Raw genomic sequence first — 17,866 nt, 5'->3', positions numbered from 1 at the left:
GTCCGGCGCAGGTCAGAAGCAGGCCCGGCTGTTAGGCCGATGGGTTTTTCGACGATTGTCGCCGTGTCGAGACACGGTCCAGAAAAGGGTTCTCAGCTCGCCGGGGCGAGCATGATATCGAGAAACCGGTCAGGCCGGCCCGACGTCGCGAGCGCCTCAGCCGAGTCGATCAAGTGCAGCATGCCGATACCTGCCGCGAACGTGGCCTCGCCGCGCAGCCGGGCTTCGTCGGGATCGAACCCGTGATCTTCGAACGCCTTGATGACCGCCATCCGCACGCGGTGGTCGGCGGCGCGCACGTTGGCCGCGGCGATCTCGTCGGTGCGCGCCCATTCGCGCATGGCGCGTTCCAGCATCCAGTGCTGCGGGCTCATGAGCGCCTCGATCATCTTCGACAGACGCTCGCGCGGCGGCAGGTCCTCCATTTCGGCCAGGGACCTGCGGTCGTTCTCCAGGAACGTGTTCCACGACGCCACCAGGGCGGCGCGATAGGCCTTCATGTCGGTGAAGTGCCAGTAGAAGCTGCCGCGGGTGGCGCCGACCTGCTCACACAACCGCTCGATCTTCAGTGCCCGCATACCGTCCGAGGCCAGCAATTCATAGCCGGCCTGCAGCCAGTCGTCGGCCGTCAGGGTGCCGGGTGCTCTACGAGGCTCACGTGCCACCCGGACAGATTAGGGGGTGGCGGCACGTGAGCGCGCGTGATCAGGCGGTCGCCTTGACGGCCTGCGCGTGCAGGCCGTAGGGCACGGCCTCGAGCAGCGTCACCCCGATGCGTGCGCCGGTGGGCGTCTCGTACTCGCGGTGCTCACCCGGGCGCGCCCCGAGGATCGCGCTGCCCAGCGGCGACTGCACGGAGTACACCTCGAGGTCGCCGTACTCGGCGCCGCGGACACCGAGCAGGAAGGTTTCGGTGTCATCGGAACCGTCCCACCGCACGGTCAGCACCATGCCGGGCTCGGCGACGCCGTCGTTGGGCGGGGTCTCACCGACCTCGGCGTGCAGCAGCAGATCGTGGATCTGCTGGATGCGGGCCTGCCGGGCACGCTGGACGGCCACCTGGTTCTCGTCGGAATCCGAGGCGGCCTCGGTGGCGATCAGTTCCCGCAACGTCGACAGCTCCTGCTGGAGTCGTTCATGTGCCTGCGGAGACATCCAGATGCGTTGGGGTGCATTCATTTTTCCTCCTGAGGTAGCTGAGAATTGTCGTCAGGGGCGGGACGTTGCGCACCGCCCCTGACGACGCGAGAGGCCCGTTCCGGGCCGCGAATGGCTTGAGTTGGCCTGAGAGGTGAATCGCTAACGCAGCGGGTTGAATTCGCGCAGTGCGTCGGGTTCCTTGCCGGTGGTGAGGTACTCGGCGAGCAGACGTCCGGTGATCGGGCCGTGCGCCAGACCCCACATCCCGTGTCCGCCTGCGACATACACGCCGGGCGCGACTTCGCCCACCAGCGGGCGCCCGTCCGGTGTCACCGGCCGCGGGCCCACCCACACGTCGGTGCGCTCGTCCCAGCGCACGCCGTCGAGCAGCGGTGTGGCCGACGCGATGATCGCGTCGACGCGGGCCGGTTGTACCGGATCGTCGGGGGAGCGGAACTCCATGGTGCCCGCGACCCGCAGGCCGCCCTGGTACGGCGTGCACGCCACCCGCGCGTCGGGCAGGTAGATCGGCGTGGGCACCGGCCGGTCGACCGGCACGGTGAACGAGTAGCCGCGGCCCGCGCGCACAGGCGTCGGCACCCAGGCCTTCACCAGCCTGGACAGCCACGCGCCGGTCGCGATCACCGCGGCATCGGACTGGATCTCCCCGTCGGCGAGCACGATGCGTACACCGGGCTTCGACGGTTGCACGTCGAGCACCTCGCCGGTGCGGATCGTGGCGCCCCTGGCGACGACGGCGTCGGCCAGGGCATGGACGAACCGCCCCGGATCCACGAAGCGCTGCCCCTCGACGCTGACGGCGGTGGTGATCCGCGGCGACGCCAGCGGAACCTGTTCGCGCACTTCATCGCTCGTCAGCTGGGTGAACTTCACGTCCTGGCCCAGGTCGGCCATGCGCTGCAACTCGGTCAGCAGATGCCCGGCCTGCCGGTCGGTTTCGAACAGCGCGGTGATGGGCGCATCGGTGGTGACCGCGTCCACGCCGTTGGCCATCAGGACGTCATAGGCCTCTATGCACTCCTCGTTGAGCGGCAGGTTGGCCTTGGCGGCCCTGGTCCACGACGACAGGCGGCAGTTGAGCGCGAACCTGGTGAGAAACGCCCACAGGCCCACCCCTGCGGTGAGCGGGATGTGAAGCGGTGCAGTCGGACTCGCGAGCGAGCGCAACCCGTAGCGCAGGACGGCGGGGTCGTTCAGCGGGATCGTCAGGGTAGGAGACACCCAACCCGCGTTGCCCCACGACGCGCCCGCGGCAACGCCGGTGCGGTCGACCACGGTGACGTCGACTCCGCGTTCCTGCAGGAACCAGGCGGTGGACAGCCCCACGATGCCGGCACCCACGACGACCGCGCCGCGCGGACCGCCGTCAATCCGTTCACCGTCGACCACGATTCCACCTCCATGACAGTTTCAAGGCGCCATCGAACTCTGTTGCCTTGCTGATGCCTCCATGGTGAGGGGATCGCCCGGTCAGGGGTTTGCGCCTGCACCACAAACGCGGGCGTGGGATTTGTCGAGGCGCTACAGCGGTTCGGGTCAGCTGAGATGCTCGCTCGCGGCGAGCTGGATCATCATCGCCAACCGCTTGCGCGGGTCGGTGAGCTCGAGGTTGGTCACCTCGGCCATCCTGCGCAGCCGGTAGCGCACGGTGTTCTCGTGCACGCCGAGCATGCGGCCCGCCTCGGCGAGATCGCCCTGCGCCTGCAACCAGGCCTGCAGGGTCGGCGCGTAGTGCGTGCCGTGCGCCTGGTCGTGGCGGCGCAGCTCGGCGACGGGACCACGCTGCGGAGCGCGGCCCGATTGTGCGGCCACCCGCAGCCGTTGCAGCAGGATGTCGTCCCAGGCCTCGTCGTAGACGGGCACCGCACCGCCGTGGCGCACCTCGTGCAGCGCAAGGCATTCGTCGGCCTCACGGCGGGCCAGCACCAGTTCGGCCGCGACCGCCGGACCGCTGACGCCTGCAACCACCGATACCGGATCGGGCAGTGCCGCGCGCAGCCCGGTCACCCACGTCGTCGCGGTGTCGGGGTCGGGACTCGGCAGCACGGTGTACACGGTGTTGTCGGCGAGGGCGCTGCGACCCGGTCGCGACCAGCCGAACCCGGCCGTCGCGCGTTCGAACGCCAGCAGCAGCGCGGAATGTCCCTCGTCGGCGGTGTGCGCCCGCAGCGCGATCACCCGCAGCGGGGTCTGCGGCAACGCGAGCCGGCTGGCGACGGTCGCGGCGTCGGCGGCGCCCTCCAGGAGGCGGATCACCAGGTCGGATTCCACCTGGCGTTCCAGATCGGCGCTCGCGCGTGACCGCAGCAGATGCACCGCCACCATGCGTGCGCCGTCGGCCAGCGCGGCCCTGTTCGCCTCGGGAAGCGGCTGCGCGCACGTCACCCACACCGAGCCCAGAAGCTCGCGGCCCGCGCGGGCCGCGACCACCATGCGCCCGGTCAGCCCCTGCTCCGGGTCGCCCGCGACGAACAGCGGTTCGTCGGACTCGGCGAGATGGCGGAACACGCCGCGCTCGGCGAACAGTGTCCGCAGACGCTCGGGCGCCTGCCTGCTGAGGATCGTCTCGGCCCGAGCCGGATCGGCGTCGTGCTGCAACCGTGAATACGCCAGCACCGACGAACGACGGTCCTCGATGGTCACCGAGCCGCCGACGGTCTCGGCCAGGCTGTCGGCCAGCGCGAACAGGTCGGTGGGTCCCCGTCCGGACTCGGTCTCGCGGCCTTCGAGCACCAGGCCGTAGACCACCGCGGCGAGTTCACTCCAGGAGACCTCGGGTTCGACCAGCATCACCGCGATGCCGTCCGGGGCAGTCGTGAGGTCTTCGTCGGTCGCGCGGACCAGCACCACCACGGCATGTGCGGCCTCGGCCCACTCCAGCGCGTCGGCGAGCGAGGCCGCGCCCACGGCGAGCAGGACGTCGCCGACCACCGGACCCGGTTCGTGCATCACGACGCTGCGCAACTCGGTCGACCGGGGCGTGGAGCACAGCTTGAGGTGGATGCCGTATCCACCCAGCACATTGATCAGCCGGTCGAGTGTGACCACGGACTGAGCCTATCCAGGCCTGCCCCCGTGTTCTCCGCTTACGGACCTGCCGCGAGCGTGGCCTTGCCGTTACGGTCGAAACCGCCGCGATCACGCCACGTGAGATCGACCACATCGCCCGGATAGTGCTGGTCGAGCACCAGCGTGAGCGTGCGGGCCGTATCCAGCGGGGTGCCCTCGATGGACATCAGGATGTCGCCGGGTACCAGGCCCGCCGCCTCGGCGGGGCCACCACGCAGCACGTCCTGGATGATCACGCCGCCACCGGACCGCTGCGCGGTGCGCACCCCGACCCCCAGCAGTGTGGGCGGGCCGATGTGGACCTCCGGCGACGGGGTGCGCGACCGGATCTGGTTGGCGACGGCCATCGCGTCGTTGATCGGGATCGCGAAGCCCTTGCCGCCGGGACCCATGCGGAAGTTCACCGACGCGGCCGTCGTCACGCCGACGACCTGACCTGCGCCGTCGACGACGGGACCGCCCGAGTCGCCGGCGCGCACGGGTGCGGCGAACTCGATCAGGCCGGTCAGTTCGTCCTTGGTGCCGGTCAGGGAATCCTCGGCGTTGACGGTCCGGCCGAACGCCGTGACGGTGCCGACCTCACGCGTGAGCGGGGCGTTGGAGCCGTACGCGTTGCCCAGCGCGACGACGGGTTCACCCTCGACCAGGCTGCGCGAATCGCCGATCGACGCGGTCGGCAGCCCGCCTGCGCCGCGCAACTGCAGCACCGCGATGTCGGCGCGGCGGTTGTAGCCCACCAGATCGGCCATGAACGATGCACCGTTGACCGTGGCGTTGATGGTGTTGGCACCCTGCACCACGTGGTAGTTGGTGAGCACCTCGCCGTTGGGCGACAGGACGAAACCGGTGCCGACGCCGTAGGCCTGCTGATAGTCGACGACCGTGTCGATGCGGGCCACCGCGGGTTCCACCGCGGCCGCCGCGGCAAGCGGGTCAGCGGGTTCAGCGGCGGCCGGTGCCGCGGGAAGCAGCAGCGTCGCGAAAGCGACGAGGGCCGCGAGGATCACCGATCCGAATTGTCGCGAGCGTGGTTTGCCCATGCACCCATCTTGGCGGCGACTGACGTCGCTGTCGACGCGCGCGCTCACTCCTCGACTGTGATGCCGCCGCGGGAGCGCCGCCGGAACCGCGAGCTGCCACCCTTGTTCGCCTTGTTCGACGGCCGTCGGTTGCGCAGTTTGCCGCCCGACGAATCGTCGGTGTCGGCGCCGTCGAGGCTCTCGGCTTCCACTGCCGTGGACTCGGGCTCGACAGCTTTCGACTCGGGTTCGGCGGCTCTCGGCTCGTCGTTGTTCTCGGACGTCGCGTCCTCGGTCTGGTCGGCGTCCTCGTCGGACGCCTCCACAGCGGTGTCGTCCGACGGTTCGTCCGCGCTGTCCTCGGCCCGCTCGGTGGCGTCTTCGCCTTCGCCGGCCTCGTCTTCGTCGGCCGCGTCTTTGTCGATCTCGTCGGCGTCCGCCGTGTCCTTGGCCGCGCGCGTGTTGCGCCGCACGGCGTTGACCTTGGGCTTGACCGGTTTCGGCGGCGGGGGCGGCAGCTCGGCGATGAAGGCGAGGTAGAAGCCGAAGGCGCCCAGCAGGGCGAGGGCCGCCGCGGCGCCGTAGATACCGAAAAGCCACGAACCGGCACTGTCGAGCGACACCCAGATCTCGGCGATCGCGGTGCCGACGATCAGCACACCCGCGAGGACGTGGAACACGATCGAGGTGGTGCGAAGCCGCAACGCGAGTTCGGGCGTACCGAGCTCCGGGCGGCGGGTGCGCAGGAGCGTGAACACGACCGGCAGAGCGGTGAGCGCGACCAGCACGCCGGTCACGATCCGCAGAACCGTTCCCAGCGTGGGCGACGTCTCACCCATCAACTCGGGCCAGCGGGGGATGACGAAGAAGAAGAACAGGCCGGCGGCAATGAGGGTGGACGCCACATGCCAGGTCACCGCGACGGTGCGGCCCATACTCCTCCTTGGTCCAGCTATGGCCCGGGGTGCGACCGGGAGCTGTGAAGCTCCTGGTCGCACCCCGGGACCTCGTGCGGAGGATGCGGGATTTGAACCCGCGAGGGCTATTAACCCAACCCGCGTTCCAGGCGAGCGCCATAGGCCACTAGGCGAATCCTCCGTCGGCAATGGTAACCGAAGCCCCCACCTGTCCCGAAAACTCGGGGTCGGCGGCACGTACTACACTCATCGTGGACCCCGCGCGGCGTCCATCCTGTGAACTCCCCCAGGGCCGGAAGGCAGCAAGGGTCAACGGGCTCTGGCGGGTGCGCGGGGTCCCCTTGATCGCCCCGGGAAGCGGGGATCCACACCAATCGAGATTCGGGTGAAAGGCGCGCCGTGTCGTTCCAGTCCCTCGGGCGCGACGATCTGCTCGCGCAGCACGAGCTCCAGCAGCGCAACTACGCCGAGCTCCAGGCCAAGCAACTGAAACTCGACCTGACCAGGGGCAAGCCTTCCCCCGAGCAGCTGGATCTGTCGAACGGCCTGCTGAGCCTGCCCGGCGACGGCGCCGACGCCTACCGCGACGGTCACGGCACCGACACCCGCAACTACGGCGGCGTGCAGGGCCTGCCCGAGCTGCGCGCGATCTTCGCCGAGCTACTGGGCCTGCCCGTCGAGAACCTCATCGCGGGCAACAACGCGAGCCTGGAGATGATGCACGACTCCGTCGTGTTCTCGCTGCTGCACGGAGGCCTCGACTCACCGCGGCCGTGGTCGGCCGAGCCGACGGTGAAGTTCCTGTGCCCGGCACCCGGCTACGACCGTCACTTCGCGATCACCGAGTCGTTCGGGATCGAGAACGTGCCCGTGCCCATCCGCGAGGACGGCCCCGACGTCGACGTCATCGAACAGCTCGTCGCGTCCGACCCGACCATCAAGGGCGTATGGTGCGTCCCGGTGTACTCCAACCCGACGGGCGCCACCTACTCCACCGACGTGATCCGTCGTCTCGTTCAAATGCCAACGGCGGCAAAAGATTTCCGCCTCATGTGGGACAACGCCTATGCGGTCCACACATTGACCGACGAGTTCGTCGAACCGGTCGACGTGCTGGGCCTGGCCGCAGCGGCCGGCAACCCGAACCGCCCGCTGGTGTTCGCGTCGACATCCAAGATCACCTTCGCCGGCGCGGGCGTGAGCTTCCTGGGCGCCTCGGCGGACAACATCGCGTGGTACCTCAAGCACGCGGGCAAGAAATCGATCGGCCCGGACAAGGTCAACCAGTTGCGCCACCTGCGCTTCTTCGGCGACGCCGACGGCGTGCGCAGGCAGATGCAGCGTCACCGCGAACTCATCGCACCGAAGTTCGCACTGGTGGCCGAGATCCTCGAAGACCGCCTCGGTGAGTCGAAGATCGCGTCGTGGACCGACCCCAAGGGCGGCTATTTCGTGAGCCTGGACGTGTGGCCCGGAACGGCCAAGCGCACCGTGGCACTGGCCAAGGACGCGGGCATCGCCGTGACCGAGGCCGGCTCGGCGTTCCCCTACCGGAAAGACCCGGAAGACAAGAACATCCGCATCGCGCCGACCTTCCCGTCGCTGCCCGATGTGCGTGACGCGATCGACGGTCTGGCGACGTGTGCACTGCTCGCGGCCACCGAGGCCCTGCTGGGCGACAAGTAGTCGGGACCTATCGGTAGCCTTCACCCGTGGCTCTCTACCGCAAGTACCGCCCGGCAACCTTCTCCGAAGTTGTTGGGCAGGAGCATGTCACCGAGCCGCTGTGCACTGCGCTCACCGCGGGCCGGATCAACCACGCGTACCTGTTCTCGGGTCCGCGCGGCTGCGGTAAGACGTCGTCGGCGCGCATCCTGGCCCGCTCGCTCAACTGTGAGCAGGGGCCGACGCCGACGCCGTGCGGCGTGTGCGACTCGTGCGTGGCGCTGGCGCCCAACGGGCCCGGCAACGTCGACGTCGTCGAACTCGACGCGGCCAGCCACGGCGGTGTGGACGACACCCGCGAACTGCGCGACCGCGCGTTCTACGCGCCGGCCCAGTCGCGGTACCGCATCTTCATCGTCGACGAGGCGCACATGGTCACCACGGCCGGCTTCAACGCGCTGCTCAAGATCGTCGAGGAGCCGCCGGACCACCTGATCTTCGTGTTCGCCACCACCGAACCCGAAAAGGTGCTGCCGACCATCCGCTCGCGCACGCACCACTACCCGTTCCGCCTGCTGGCGCCCCGCACCATGCGGCCGCTTCTTGAGCGCATCTGCGCCGAGGAGAACGTTGAGGTCGACGACGCCGTGTATCCGCTGGTCATCCGCGCCGGCGGCGGATCTCCGCGTGACACGCTCTCGGTGCTCGACCAGCTGCTGGCCGGTTCCGAGCAGGGCGCCAACGGCAACCACATCACCTACCAGCGCGCGCTGTCGCTGCTCGGGGCCACCGACCTGGCGCTCATCGACGACGCCGTCGAGGCGCTCGCCGCGAACGACGCCGCGGCGCTGTTCGGCGCCGTGGAGGCCGTGGTCGACGCGGGCCACGATCCGCGCCGCTTCGCCACCGATCTGCTGGAACGGTTCCGCGACCTGATCGTGCTGCAGGCCGTGCCCGACGCCGTCACCCGCGGCGTGGTCGACGCGCCCACCGACGTGCTTGAGCGGATGCGTGAGCAGGCCGAACGCCTCGGGGCGGGGACGCTGACCCGTTACGCCGAGGTGGTGCACGCGGGCCTCGGCGAGATGCGCGGTGCCACCGCGCCGCGTCTGCTGCTCGAAGTGATGTGCGCGCGGTTGCTGCTGCCGTCGGCGGCCGACACCGAATCGGCGCTGCTGCAGCGCATCGAACGCATCGAGACCCGGCTCGACATGTCCATCCCGGCCGGCGAGGCGTCCTCGGGCGTTGCGCCCGCAGAACCGGCCAAGCAGTTCGTGCGTCGCAGCCAGGCCGCCGCCGCTTCGCCGCCTGCCGCCGAACCCGCACCGGCCACGCCGCCCACTCCTGCCGCGCCGCCCACTCCTGCCGCGCCGCCGGCCCCCGCAGTTGCCGCGCCGCCCGCACCGGCTCCCGCTCCGCAGGCACCGCGTCCGGAGCCTCCCGTGGCACGCACGGCCCCCGAGCCGCCACCGCGCCCGGCGCCCGAACCCGTGGCGCCGCCCCCACCTGCCGCACCCGTACCTGCCGCAGCGCCTGCGGCGCCGGCCCCGGCAGCGGAAACCGGTTCTGTGCCAGGGCAACCCAACGCCGCCGCGGTGCGCAGCATGTGGTCGACCGTGCGCGAGAAGGTCCGCCAGCGCAGCCGCACCACCGAGGTGATGCTGTCCGGTGCGATCGTGCGCGCAGTCGAAGGTGACACGCTGGTGCTCAGCCACGAGTCGGCGCCCCTGGCCAAACGTCTCACCGAATCGCGCAACTCCGAGGTGATCCGCGAGGCCCTCAAGGATGCGCTGGGTGTCAACTGGAAGGTCCGCTGCGTCACGGGTGCACCCGAAGCGGCAGTGGCGGCCCCACCCGCGGCGACCGGTGGCGCGGCCCCGCAGGCGCCCGCCCCGGATCCGGTCGAGATCGCGCGTGCCGAGGAGGACGACATGCTGGCCGAGGCGGCCGCCGAGCCGTCGGAGTCGATGCCGCGCCGCGACCCCGAAGAGGTGGCGCTCGAACTGCTGCAGAACGAACTCGGGGCCCGGCGCATCGACGGGTAGTCGGCGCCAGGCCCCTGGTTCGCGGTTCGTGGTTGCTAGGCGGACCACCAGGGCCGCAACGGCAGTCCGCCGTCCTTGCCCTGATCGTCAAGCTTGACCGCCAGAACCTGGTGCAGCTGAACCACATTGGTCTCGAAGCCCAGACGTGAGCCGGCCATGTACAGGCCCCACACCTTCGCGGTGGGCAGCCCGACCTCTTCGACCGCCTCGTCCCAGTGCTCGACCAGGTTGCGGCACCAGTCGCGCAGCGTCATCGCATAGTGATTGCGCAGGTTCTCCTCGTGGATCACCTCAAGGCCCACGTCCTGGGCCTCGGTGATGATGCGGCCCGAGCCGGTGAGCTCCCCGTCGGGGAACACGTACCTGTCGATGAACCCGCCGGCCGATGGCGCCGACCGGTTGTCCGGGCGGGTGATGCAGTGATTGAGCAGCAGGCCACCGGTGCGCAGCTTCGACTTGAGGAAGTTGAAGTACGCCGGGTAGTTGTGCACGCCGATGTGCTCGGTCAGCCCGATCGAGGACACCGCGTCGAACCCGGATTCGATGACGTCGCGGTAATCACCGTGACGCACCTCGGCCAGATCGGTGAGACCTTCCTGGGCGATGGCCTTCTGCGCCCACGTCGCCTGTTCGCGGCTGAGCGTGACACCGAGCGCCTTGACGCCGTGGCGGGCCGCGTAGCGGACCATGCCGCCCCAGCCGCAGCCCACGTCGAGCAACCGGTCACCGGGCTTCAGGCGCAGCTTCTCGAACACCAGGCGGTACTTGTTGTCCTGGGCCTCTTCGAGGGTCGCGTCCTCGGTGGGGTAGCACGCGCACGTGTAGGTCATCGACGGGCCCAGCACCCACTCGTAGAACGTGTTCGACACGTCGTAGTGGTGGTGGATGGCCTCGGCGTCGCGGGTCTTGCTGTGCCGCAGGCCCTCCATGATGCGGCGCCACCGGGGCAGCGCCTCCTGCGGCGGCGGTGCGATCGGCTTGAGGTGCTCGATGCCGATGGAGCGCACGATGTTCGCCAGCACACGCGCAGGCGGGCGCTTGAACTCCATGCGTTCGGCCAGGGCGCGCAGCAGCGGGTAGGGATCGCCGGGATGCACGCCGTGCGGCTCCAGGTCACCGGAGACATACGCACGGGCCAGGCCCAGATCGCCGGGTGCCGTGGCCAGATAGGTGGTCCCACGCGGGGTCTTGAGGTCCAGACCCATCGTGGCGTCCTCGGGACCGGCCGAGCTGCCGTCGTACGCAGTGAACTTCAGCGGCTCCTTACCCGCGGCGAAGATCTCGAGGATCTCGGCCAGGGTGAGCTTGCGGTCCGCTGTGGACGTCTCGCGTTCTTTGAATGTGGTCATTGTCTTTGCACCGCCTTCGAATACAGGTCTAGCAGACGTGAATCCGGGTCGTACGTCTTCTTGACGGTGTTGTAGACCTCACCGCCGTACAGCTCGTCGAATTCGTCACGTGTGTAATAAGCGTCCGAGTACAAAGATTTGTGCCCGTCCAGCTCCGCGACTTTTTTCTCGATGAGGCGGTTGGTGTGGCCCTCCTCGGGGCCCACCGGCACCGATGACCAGAAACCGATGTTGACGTAGGTGTGGTGCGCCTTCAGCGGATACAGGGGCCACGAGGCACCGCCGTCGGCGCTGTCACGCAACCGTAGGGGGCACAGCCAGATCGGCTCGATCGGCACATTCTGCAGGAACCACTCGACAAAGTCCGCGCACCGCTCGATGGGCACCTCGACGTCCTGGACCACCCGCTCGCGCGGCGGGCGCCCGTTGCGCTTCTCGATACGGTCGGCGATGTCGTACCGCTGGTCGTAGGCCACCAGCTTCCAGTAGAAGCTGCTGCGGCGCAGCCGCCGCGGCCAGAACCTGCGGATCACCGGATGCTGAGCGCCGAATGCCCGTGAGCACCAGAACCAGTCGGTGTCCCAGCGCCACAGGTAGTCGTGGATGGTCAGCCGGTCGTGTTTCTCGGCGCCGGTGTCGCCGTCATGCTGGATCGACCGGTAGAAGATCTGCTGACCTGTGTAATCGCTGACCGGCCCCGGCGTTTTCGTCTTGAAGCCAACACACAGGTAACTCTCAGTCGCGCTGAACACCACGCCGTCGAGGTAGTCGACGGGTTCACCGTCCAGCCCGCCGGTCTCGATGATCCGGTCCATCGCCGCGACCAGATCGGTGATCGAGTGAAAGCGCAGGTGGCGCAACGCCACAAACGGGTGCACGGGCTCCAGTTCGATGCGCAGCCGGGTGGAATAACCAAGGGTTCCATATGAATTGGGGAACGCATGGAACAGATCCGAGTGCTGATCCGGTGAGGCCGTGACGATCTCGCCCGAACCGGTCAAGATGTCCATCTCCAGGACACTTTCGTGCGGCAGACCGTTGCGGAACGACGTGGACTCGATGCCCAGACCGGTGACCGCGCCACCGAGCGTGATGGTCTTGAGCTGCGGCACCACCAGTGGGGCAAGGCCGTACGGAAGCGTGGCCGCCACCAGGTCCTCGTAGGTGCACATGCCCGCCACATCGGCGGTGTGCGCGTCCGGGTCGACACCGATCACACCGGTCAGGCCCGAGACGTCGAGACCCTTCACATTGGTGCGGGCGCGGGCGCGGAACAGGTTGGACGTCGGTTTCGCAAGGCGCACTGTCGCGCTGGGCGGGATCGCCCGGTAGCTGGCCAGAAGACGCGAGACGCCGGCGGCATGGGCAGCCTGTGCGTCAGTAGTAACCACAGACACACATATACGCTAGTCAACGGTTGCAGGCGATGCGACCGCAGATGGGCGGTTGATACCGCATCTTCACCTCGCACAAGGAGTTTTCACCCATGGGACAGGTCAGCGCGGTCAGCACCGTATTGATCAACGCCGAGCCCGCTGCCGTGCTCGCTGCGATCTCCGACTACCAGACCGTACGGCCGAAGATCCTCTCCTCGCACTACAGCGGCTACCAGGTGCTTGAGGGCGGCCAGGGCGCGGGCACCGTCGCGACGTGGAAGCTGCAGGCCACCAAGTCGCGCGTGCGTGACGTCAAGGCCACCGTCGACGTCGCCGGACACACCGTCATCGAGAAGGACGCCAACTCGTCCCTGGTGAGCAACTGGACCGTCGCGCCCGCGGGCACCGGGTCGTCGGTGAACCTCAAGACCACCTGGACCGGGGCAGGCGGGGTCAAGGGCTTCTTCGAGAAGACGTTTGCTCCCCTGGGCCTGCGCCGCATCCAGGACGAGGTCCTGGAGAACCTCAAGAAGCACGTCGAGGGCTAGCCGAGGGTCAACGCACGGGGCTGACGGCCGCCGCGGCCTGCGACTGGGAGCCCAGGAAGCCGGCGATGCCCCGGACGATGGCGTCGGCGTACTTCTGACGCCCCTCCGGGGATTTCATCAGCGCGGAGTCGACGGGGTTCTTCATGTTGCCGCACTCGACCAGCACCGACGGGAACTGCGCCAGGTTCAGGCCCGCGATGTCCGACCGGGGATTGAGCCCGCCCTGCCCGATGTAGGTGGCCGGGGGGATCCCCGACGCGGCCAGCTGATCGCGCATGACCTTCGCGAACTGCACCGACGGGCCCGACTGCGCGGCGTTCAGCGGCGGCGACGAGTACAGCACGTGGAAGCCGCGACCCGTGGGCGGACCGCCGTCGGCGTGGATCGACACGATGGCGTGCGGACGCAGCGAGTTGGCCATCGCGGCGCGCTCGTCGACGCACGGTCCCAGCGCGTTGTCGTTGCCGCGTGACATCGCGGTCCGCACGCCCAGCGCCGTCAGTGCCGCCCGCACCCGCAGCGTGGTGTCCCACGTGAAGCTGTGTTCGGGATAGCCGTCGTCGGTTGCGGTGCCGCTCTCCTGGCAGTTCTTGGTGCCGCCGCGTCCCGTGGGCACCTGTCTGCCGATCGACGCGTCGTTGGCCCCGTTGTGGCCGGGATCGAGGAACACGATCATTCCGGCGATGTTGGCGGGGGCGGCATGGGCTACCGGCGACACGACCGATGCCGTCACCGCGATGAGCACGCTGGTCACGACCGCGGCGCCGACACGCAGACAGGCTGGGACTCGCACGGCCGCCACGGTAGCCGCGTCGCGGACTAGGCTGAAAGGCCAAACCGCCGCTGACGGGCGAGAGCAACCAAGTCGAGACCAACACGCGATCAAGAAGACGCAACCGAGACACGAACACGGCAAGGGGACAGTGATGCAACCCGGAGGCACGCCCGACATGTCGGCGCTGCTGGCACAGGCCCAGCAGGTGCAGCAGCAGTTGATGGAGGCCCAGGAGGCGTTGGCCAACGCCGAGGTGCACGGACAGGCCGGTGGCGGCCTGGTGCAGGTCACCGTCAAGGGCAGCGGCGAGGTGGTGTCGGTGCAGATCGATCCCAAGGTCGTCGACCCGGACGACGTCGAGACACTGCAGGATCTGATCGTCGGCGCACTCTCCGACGCCAGCAAGCAGGTGACGATCATGGCGCAGAGCCGTCTGGGTCCGCTGGCCGGTGGGCTCGGCGGCTTCGGTCTGCCGGGGATGTGAGTGGCCGGCAATGTTTGAGGGCCCGGTCCAGGATCTGATCGACGAGCTGGGCAAGCTTCCCGGTATCGGCCCCAAGAGTGCCCAGCGGATCGCCTTCCACCTGCTGTCGGTCGAACCGCCCGACATCGACCGGCTGACCGCGGTGCTCGGACGCATCCGTGACGGGGTCACGTTCTGCTCGGTGTGCGGCAACGTCTCCGACGAGGAACGCTGCCGGATCTGCAGCGACCCGCGCCGCGACGCGTCGCTGGTATGCGTCGTCGAGGAACCCAAGGATGTGCAGGCAGTAGAACGCACCCGCGAGTTCCGCGGGCGCTACCACGTGCTCGGTGGCGCGCTCGACCCGCTGAGCGGCATCGGCCCTGAGCAGCTGCGCATCCGGGAACTGCTCAACCGCATCGGCGAACGCGTCGAGGGCGTCGACGTCGCCGAGGTCATCATCGCGACCGATCCCAACACCGAGGGCGAGGCCACCGCGACCTATCTGGTGCGCATGCTCCGCGACATCCCCGGCCTGACGGTCACCCGCATCGCGTCGGGCCTGCCGATGGGTGGGGATCTCGAGTTCGCCGACGAGCTCACCCTGGGCCGCGCGCTGGCCGGCCGCCGCGCGATGGTCTAGTGCGTTCTTCCAGCAGCGAAACCACGAGTAGCGCCCTGCCGGAATGCCGTTTCGGCAGATACCGTCGGAGGCATGCCTGACCTGCTGAAGATCGCGGATTCGCTGTACCGGCTACGCATCCCCGGCGATCGGGCACACCTGCTCAACTGTTACCTGTGGCAGGAGCCCGACGGTGTCACGCTCATCGACACCGGCTGGCCGGGCGAGGCCGGGCTGATCGCCGAGGCGCTCGCCATGCTCGGACTGCGCCGCCTGCACGTCAAACGCGTGGTGCTCACGCACTTTCACGAGGACCACACCGGCGCGGCCGCCGAGATCGCCGACTGGGCCGACGTGGAAGTGATCGCCGGCGCCGCCGACGCACCGTTCATCCGCGGCGACGAGCCGGGCCCGCTGCCCGTGCTGACCGACGCCGAACGCACGCTGCGGTCCGATCTCACCGAGCCGCCCGTCGGCCCGCCGTGCCGCGTCGACACGACGGTGCGCGACGGCGATGTCCTCGACTTCGCAGGCGGCGCAAGGGTTGTCGGGGCACCGGGCCACACGCCGGGCAGCATCGGGCTGTACCTGCCCGCGGCCGACGCAGTGCTCACCGGCGACGCGGTCGCCGAGTTCAACGGGCACGTGATCGTCGGGGTGTTCAACGTCGACCGTGCTGCGGCCGTTGCATCGGTTCAGCGTCTGGCCGAAACGGGCGCGCAGGTCGCAGGTTTCGGGCACGGCGAGGTGCTGCTCACCGACGCTGCCGCGCGCATCGCCGACGCGGCCGACCCGTTCGCCTGAGCTTCGTTTCGCCGAAACCGCATTCCAGCAGAAAAGTGCGAGTAGACGCCTGCTGGAATGCCATTTCGGCAGAGATCAGAGGAGGTCAGATCAGACGCGCCGCGGCGCGGCGAGGCGCTCAGAACGCAAACGTTCGACCTCGGGAAGCTCGAGCGGGGGCAGATCGCCGACCACGCGGGAGAGCAGATGGTCGGCCAACTGCGGATTGCGGGCCAGGCACGGCCCGTGCATGTACGTCGCCACCACACTGCCCTGTACGGCACCGTCGAAACCGTCGCCGGCACGGTTGCCCGCACCCTTGGTGACCGCGCCGAGCGGACGTGCGTCGGAACCGAGAAGTGTTCCACCGCGGTGGTTTTCGAATCCGGTGAGCGGCTGGTCGAGCCCGTCGGGCAGCGGGCGGGACGCGACCTCGCCGATGGTGCGGGCCTCCTGCGGAGAGGTGGTGGCGTCGAGCAGGCCGACGCCTTCGACGCGCTCACCCGCCGAGGTCTCGTACCAGTGCCCGAGCACCTGGATGGCCGCGCAGATCGCGAGGATCGGCGCGCCGCGTTCGGCGGCGCGCTGCAGGCCGGGATGACGGATCAGATGCTTGGTCGCCAGGCGCTGCGCGTAATCCTCTGCGCCGCCGAGGGTGTAGAGATCCAGCGACTCGGGCACCGGGTCGTCCAGCGTGATCTCGACGATCTCGGCGTCGATCCCGCGCAGGCGCAGCCGCTGTCGCAGCACCACGGCGTTGCCGCCGTCGCCGTAGGTGCCCATGACGTCGGGGAGCACGAGGCCGATGCGCACGGTGCTGGGGTGAGTCATGACAGCCGCCGGTTCAGTTGCAGGAACGCCGTGTAGTTCGCGATCACCTCGACGTGCCCGGGTGGGCAGGATTTGATCGCGCTGATGGTGTCGTGCACCAGCGTGTGCTCGACGTCGGCATAGCCGAGTCGCACCGCCAGATCGGTGCCGCGCTCACCGGCCGCGACCACCTGCACACCCGAGAAGTCCTCGAACCGCACGTCCCACAGCCACGACAGGTCCTCGCCGTCGGGCACCTGGCCGTTGACCGCGATCACCACGCCCGCGCCGGTCCGGTCGACCATCGACAGCGCCTCCTGCCAGCCGGCCGGGTTCTTGGCCAGCAGCACCCGCGCGGTGTGCCGGGGCCCGACCTGCACCGTGCGGTAGCGACCGGCGACCTCGTCGACGGTCGAGACCGCGGCGACGGCCGCGACGGGATCGGCGCCCAGGGCCACCGCGGCCGCGACGGCCTGCGTGGCATTGCCCCGGTTGACGGTGCCGGGCAGGGCCAGCTCCATGGGCACCGACAGCCCGTCGGGTCCGTGGATGTGGGTCTCGTCGAACCACCACTGCGGGCTGGGGCGCTTGAAGTCGGTGCCGGTGGAGTACCAGTCGCGCCCGTCGCGCACGATCACCTCGCCGCTGCGCGGGCAGCTCACCGAATCGTTGGCCCAGGTTCCGCCCGCGGCCACCCACACGACGTCGGGGTTGTCGTAGGCGGCCGACGTCATGAGCACGTCGTCACAGTTGGCGACGATCACCGCGTCGGGATGACGCGCCAGACCGGCACGCAGCGTCCGCTCGATGTGGTTGATCTCACCCACTCGATCGAGCTGATCACGCGACAGATTGAGCAGAACGATCACCGAAGGCGACACCGCATCGGACACATGCGGCACATGCATCTCGTCGACTTCGAGCGCCGCGAGTCCGGCGTCGCGGTTGGCGGCGAGCGCCGAGACCAGCCCGGCGTCCATGTTGGCGCCCTCGGTGTTGCTCGCGACGGGTCCCAGCGGCGCCAGCGCGGCGGCGATCATCCTGGTGGTGGTCGATTTGCCGTTTGTGCCGGTCACGATGGCCGTCCGGCGGCCCTGGCCGAGCTGCCGCAGGACCGAACGGTCCAGGGTCATGGCGACCAGCCCGCCGATCATGGCGCCGGCACCGCGCCCGGTGACCCGGGACGCCCAGCGGGCGGCGGCTCCGGCGGCCAGTGCGGCGCGCCCACGGACGGTCAGCATTCCCGGGATTTTATGTGCACGAC

At 69.1% G+C, this 17,866-nt stretch carries 17 protein-coding genes, 1 tRNA gene and 1 other RNA gene; 7 read left to right on the top strand and 12 right to left on the bottom strand.

Annotation, left to right across the window (positions count from 1 at the left end):
• Positions 1–92: 92 nt before the first annotated feature.
• The 7 genes from AT701_RS30780 to AT701_RS30750 form a co-directional block, all read right to left on the bottom strand.
• Positions 93–665: a TetR/AcrR family transcriptional regulator gene (locus AT701_RS30780; RefSeq protein WP_011731182.1), complete on the bottom strand. Its 573-nt coding sequence runs from the start codon at positions 663–665 to the stop codon at positions 93–95.
• A 40-nt stretch (positions 666–705) separates the two neighbouring features.
• Positions 706–1,179 (bottom strand): GreA/GreB family elongation factor, encoded by a 474-nt coding sequence (locus AT701_RS30775; RefSeq protein WP_003897712.1) that lies wholly within the window; start codon positions 1,177–1,179, stop codon positions 706–708.
• Positions 1,180–1,299: 120 nt separating this feature from the next.
• The gene (locus tag AT701_RS30770) at positions 1,300–2,550 is read right to left on the bottom strand and encodes an NAD(P)/FAD-dependent oxidoreductase (protein WP_011731181.1); all 1,251 of its coding nucleotides are present in this window, start codon (positions 2,548–2,550) and stop codon (positions 1,300–1,302) included.
• A gap of 147 nt (positions 2,551–2,697) precedes the next feature.
• Positions 2,698–4,209 (bottom strand): PucR family transcriptional regulator, encoded by a 1,512-nt coding sequence (locus AT701_RS30765; protein ID WP_003897710.1) that lies wholly within the window; start codon positions 4,207–4,209, stop codon positions 2,698–2,700.
• A 38-nt stretch (positions 4,210–4,247) separates the two neighbouring features.
• Positions 4,248–5,270, bottom strand: coding sequence for a S1C family serine protease (locus AT701_RS30760; protein ID WP_058127206.1), 1,023 nt, complete (start codon positions 5,268–5,270; stop codon positions 4,248–4,250).
• 44 nt (positions 5,271–5,314) lie between these two features.
• A complete protein-coding gene (gene lucA / locus AT701_RS30755; RefSeq protein WP_058127205.1) occupies positions 5,315–6,184 on the bottom strand; it encodes a lipid uptake coordinator LucA in 870 nt (289 codons plus the stop codon).
• A gap of 77 nt (positions 6,185–6,261) precedes the next feature.
• Positions 6,262–6,347, bottom strand: a tRNA-Ser gene (locus AT701_RS30750).
• 69 nt (positions 6,348–6,416) lie between these two features.
• Between AT701_RS30750 and ffs the strand changes: the two genes are divergently transcribed.
• From ffs to AT701_RS30740, 3 genes are all read left to right on the top strand, one after another.
• An RNA gene (gene ffs / locus AT701_RS34450) (signal recognition particle sRNA small type) lies at positions 6,417–6,511 on the top strand.
• Between the two features lie 54 nt (positions 6,512–6,565).
• Positions 6,566–7,852, top strand: a complete 1,287-nt coding sequence (locus AT701_RS30745; protein WP_058127204.1) for an aspartate aminotransferase type Ic — start codon at positions 6,566–6,568, stop codon at positions 7,850–7,852.
• Between the two features lie 26 nt (positions 7,853–7,878).
• On the top strand, positions 7,879–9,876 hold the full coding sequence (locus AT701_RS30740; RefSeq protein ID WP_058127203.1) for a DNA polymerase III subunits gamma/tau: 1,998 nt from the start codon (positions 7,879–7,881) through the stop codon (positions 9,874–9,876).
• Between the two features lie 35 nt (positions 9,877–9,911).
• On the opposite strand, the gene AT701_RS30735 is transcribed toward AT701_RS30740, so the two are convergent.
• A complete protein-coding gene (locus AT701_RS30735; RefSeq protein ID WP_003897704.1) occupies positions 9,912–11,225 on the bottom strand; it encodes a class I SAM-dependent methyltransferase in 1,314 nt (437 codons plus the stop codon).
• The gene (locus AT701_RS30730; protein WP_058127202.1) at positions 11,222–12,622 is read right to left on the bottom strand and encodes an FAD-binding oxidoreductase; all 1,401 of its coding nucleotides are present in this window, start codon (positions 12,620–12,622) and stop codon (positions 11,222–11,224) included. Before AT701_RS30730 ends, AT701_RS30735 begins: the two co-directional genes overlap by 4 nt.
• 89 nt (positions 12,623–12,711) lie before the next feature.
• Here AT701_RS30730 and AT701_RS30725 point away from each other — a divergent pair, with 89 nt between their 5' ends.
• Complete coding sequence (locus AT701_RS30725) at positions 12,712–13,149, top strand: SRPBCC family protein (RefSeq protein ID WP_003897702.1); 438 nt, start codon at positions 12,712–12,714, stop codon at positions 13,147–13,149.
• A gap of 7 nt (positions 13,150–13,156) precedes the next feature.
• Here AT701_RS30725 and AT701_RS30720 read toward each other — a convergent pair whose 3' ends face one another.
• The gene (locus AT701_RS30720) at positions 13,157–13,951 is read right to left on the bottom strand and encodes an Rv3717 family N-acetylmuramoyl-L-alanine amidase (protein ID WP_003897701.1); all 795 of its coding nucleotides are present in this window, start codon (positions 13,949–13,951) and stop codon (positions 13,157–13,159) included.
• 124 nt (positions 13,952–14,075) lie between these two features.
• Here AT701_RS30720 and AT701_RS30715 point away from each other — a divergent pair, with 124 nt between their 5' ends.
• The 3 genes from AT701_RS30715 (at position 14,076) to AT701_RS30705 (ending at position 15,813) form a co-directional block, all read left to right on the top strand.
• On the top strand, positions 14,076–14,408 hold the full coding sequence (locus AT701_RS30715) for a YbaB/EbfC family nucleoid-associated protein (RefSeq protein WP_029104589.1): 333 nt from the start codon (positions 14,076–14,078) through the stop codon (positions 14,406–14,408).
• A 10-nt stretch (positions 14,409–14,418) separates the two neighbouring features.
• Positions 14,419–15,030 (top strand): recombination mediator RecR, encoded by a 612-nt coding sequence (gene recR / locus AT701_RS30710; RefSeq protein ID WP_003897699.1) that lies wholly within the window; start codon positions 14,419–14,421, stop codon positions 15,028–15,030.
• 72 nt (positions 15,031–15,102) lie between these two features.
• Positions 15,103–15,813 (top strand): MBL fold metallo-hydrolase, encoded by a 711-nt coding sequence (locus tag AT701_RS30705; protein ID WP_003897698.1) that lies wholly within the window; start codon positions 15,103–15,105, stop codon positions 15,811–15,813.
• 90 nt (positions 15,814–15,903) lie between these two features.
• On the opposite strand, the gene AT701_RS30700 is transcribed toward AT701_RS30705, so the two are convergent.
• Both AT701_RS30700 and AT701_RS30695 read right to left on the bottom strand, forming a co-directional pair.
• On the bottom strand, positions 15,904–16,623 hold the full coding sequence (locus tag AT701_RS30700; RefSeq protein WP_011731174.1) for a type 1 glutamine amidotransferase: 720 nt from the start codon (positions 16,621–16,623) through the stop codon (positions 15,904–15,906).
• Positions 16,620–17,843, bottom strand: coding sequence for a Mur ligase family protein (locus AT701_RS30695; RefSeq protein WP_011731173.1), 1,224 nt, complete (start codon positions 17,841–17,843; stop codon positions 16,620–16,622). Before AT701_RS30695 ends, AT701_RS30700 begins: the two co-directional genes overlap by 4 nt.
• Between the last annotated feature and the right edge of the window lie 23 nt (positions 17,844–17,866).

Origin of the sequence: Mycolicibacterium smegmatis (assembly GCF_001457595.1) — a bacterium.
Lineage (GTDB): Bacteria > Actinomycetota > Actinomycetes > Mycobacteriales > Mycobacteriaceae > Mycobacterium > Mycobacterium smegmatis.
The sequence above is the reverse complement of the archived record's forward strand: the minus strand, read 5'-3'. Positions and strand labels throughout refer to the sequence as shown.

Coding starts and splice junctions, on each gene's coding strand:
- AT701_RS30775 (WP_003897712.1), bottom strand. CDS start 1,179: ATGAATGCACCCCAACGCATCTGGATGTCTCCGCAGGCACATGAACGA.
- AT701_RS30760 (WP_058127206.1), bottom strand. CDS start 5,270: ATGGGCAAACCACGCTCGCGACAATTCGGATCGGTGATCCTCGCGGCC.
- lucA (WP_058127205.1), bottom strand. CDS start 6,184: ATGGGCCGCACCGTCGCGGTGACCTGGCATGTGGCGTCCACCCTCATT.
- AT701_RS30735 (WP_003897704.1), bottom strand. CDS start 11,225: ATGACCACATTCAAAGAACGCGAGACGTCCACAGCGGACCGCAAGCTC.
- AT701_RS30725 (WP_003897702.1), top strand. CDS start 12,712: ATGGGACAGGTCAGCGCGGTCAGCACCGTATTGATCAACGCCGAGCCC.
- AT701_RS30715 (WP_029104589.1), top strand. CDS start 14,076: ATGCAACCCGGAGGCACGCCCGACATGTCGGCGCTGCTGGCACAGGCC.
- recR (WP_003897699.1), top strand. CDS start 14,419: ATGTTTGAGGGCCCGGTCCAGGATCTGATCGACGAGCTGGGCAAGCTT.
- AT701_RS30705 (WP_003897698.1), top strand. CDS start 15,103: ATGCCTGACCTGCTGAAGATCGCGGATTCGCTGTACCGGCTACGCATC.
- AT701_RS30700 (WP_011731174.1), bottom strand. CDS start 16,623: ATGACTCACCCCAGCACCGTGCGCATCGGCCTCGTGCTCCCCGACGTC.
- AT701_RS30695 (WP_011731173.1), bottom strand. CDS start 17,843: ATGCTGACCGTCCGTGGGCGCGCCGCACTGGCCGCCGGAGCCGCCGCC.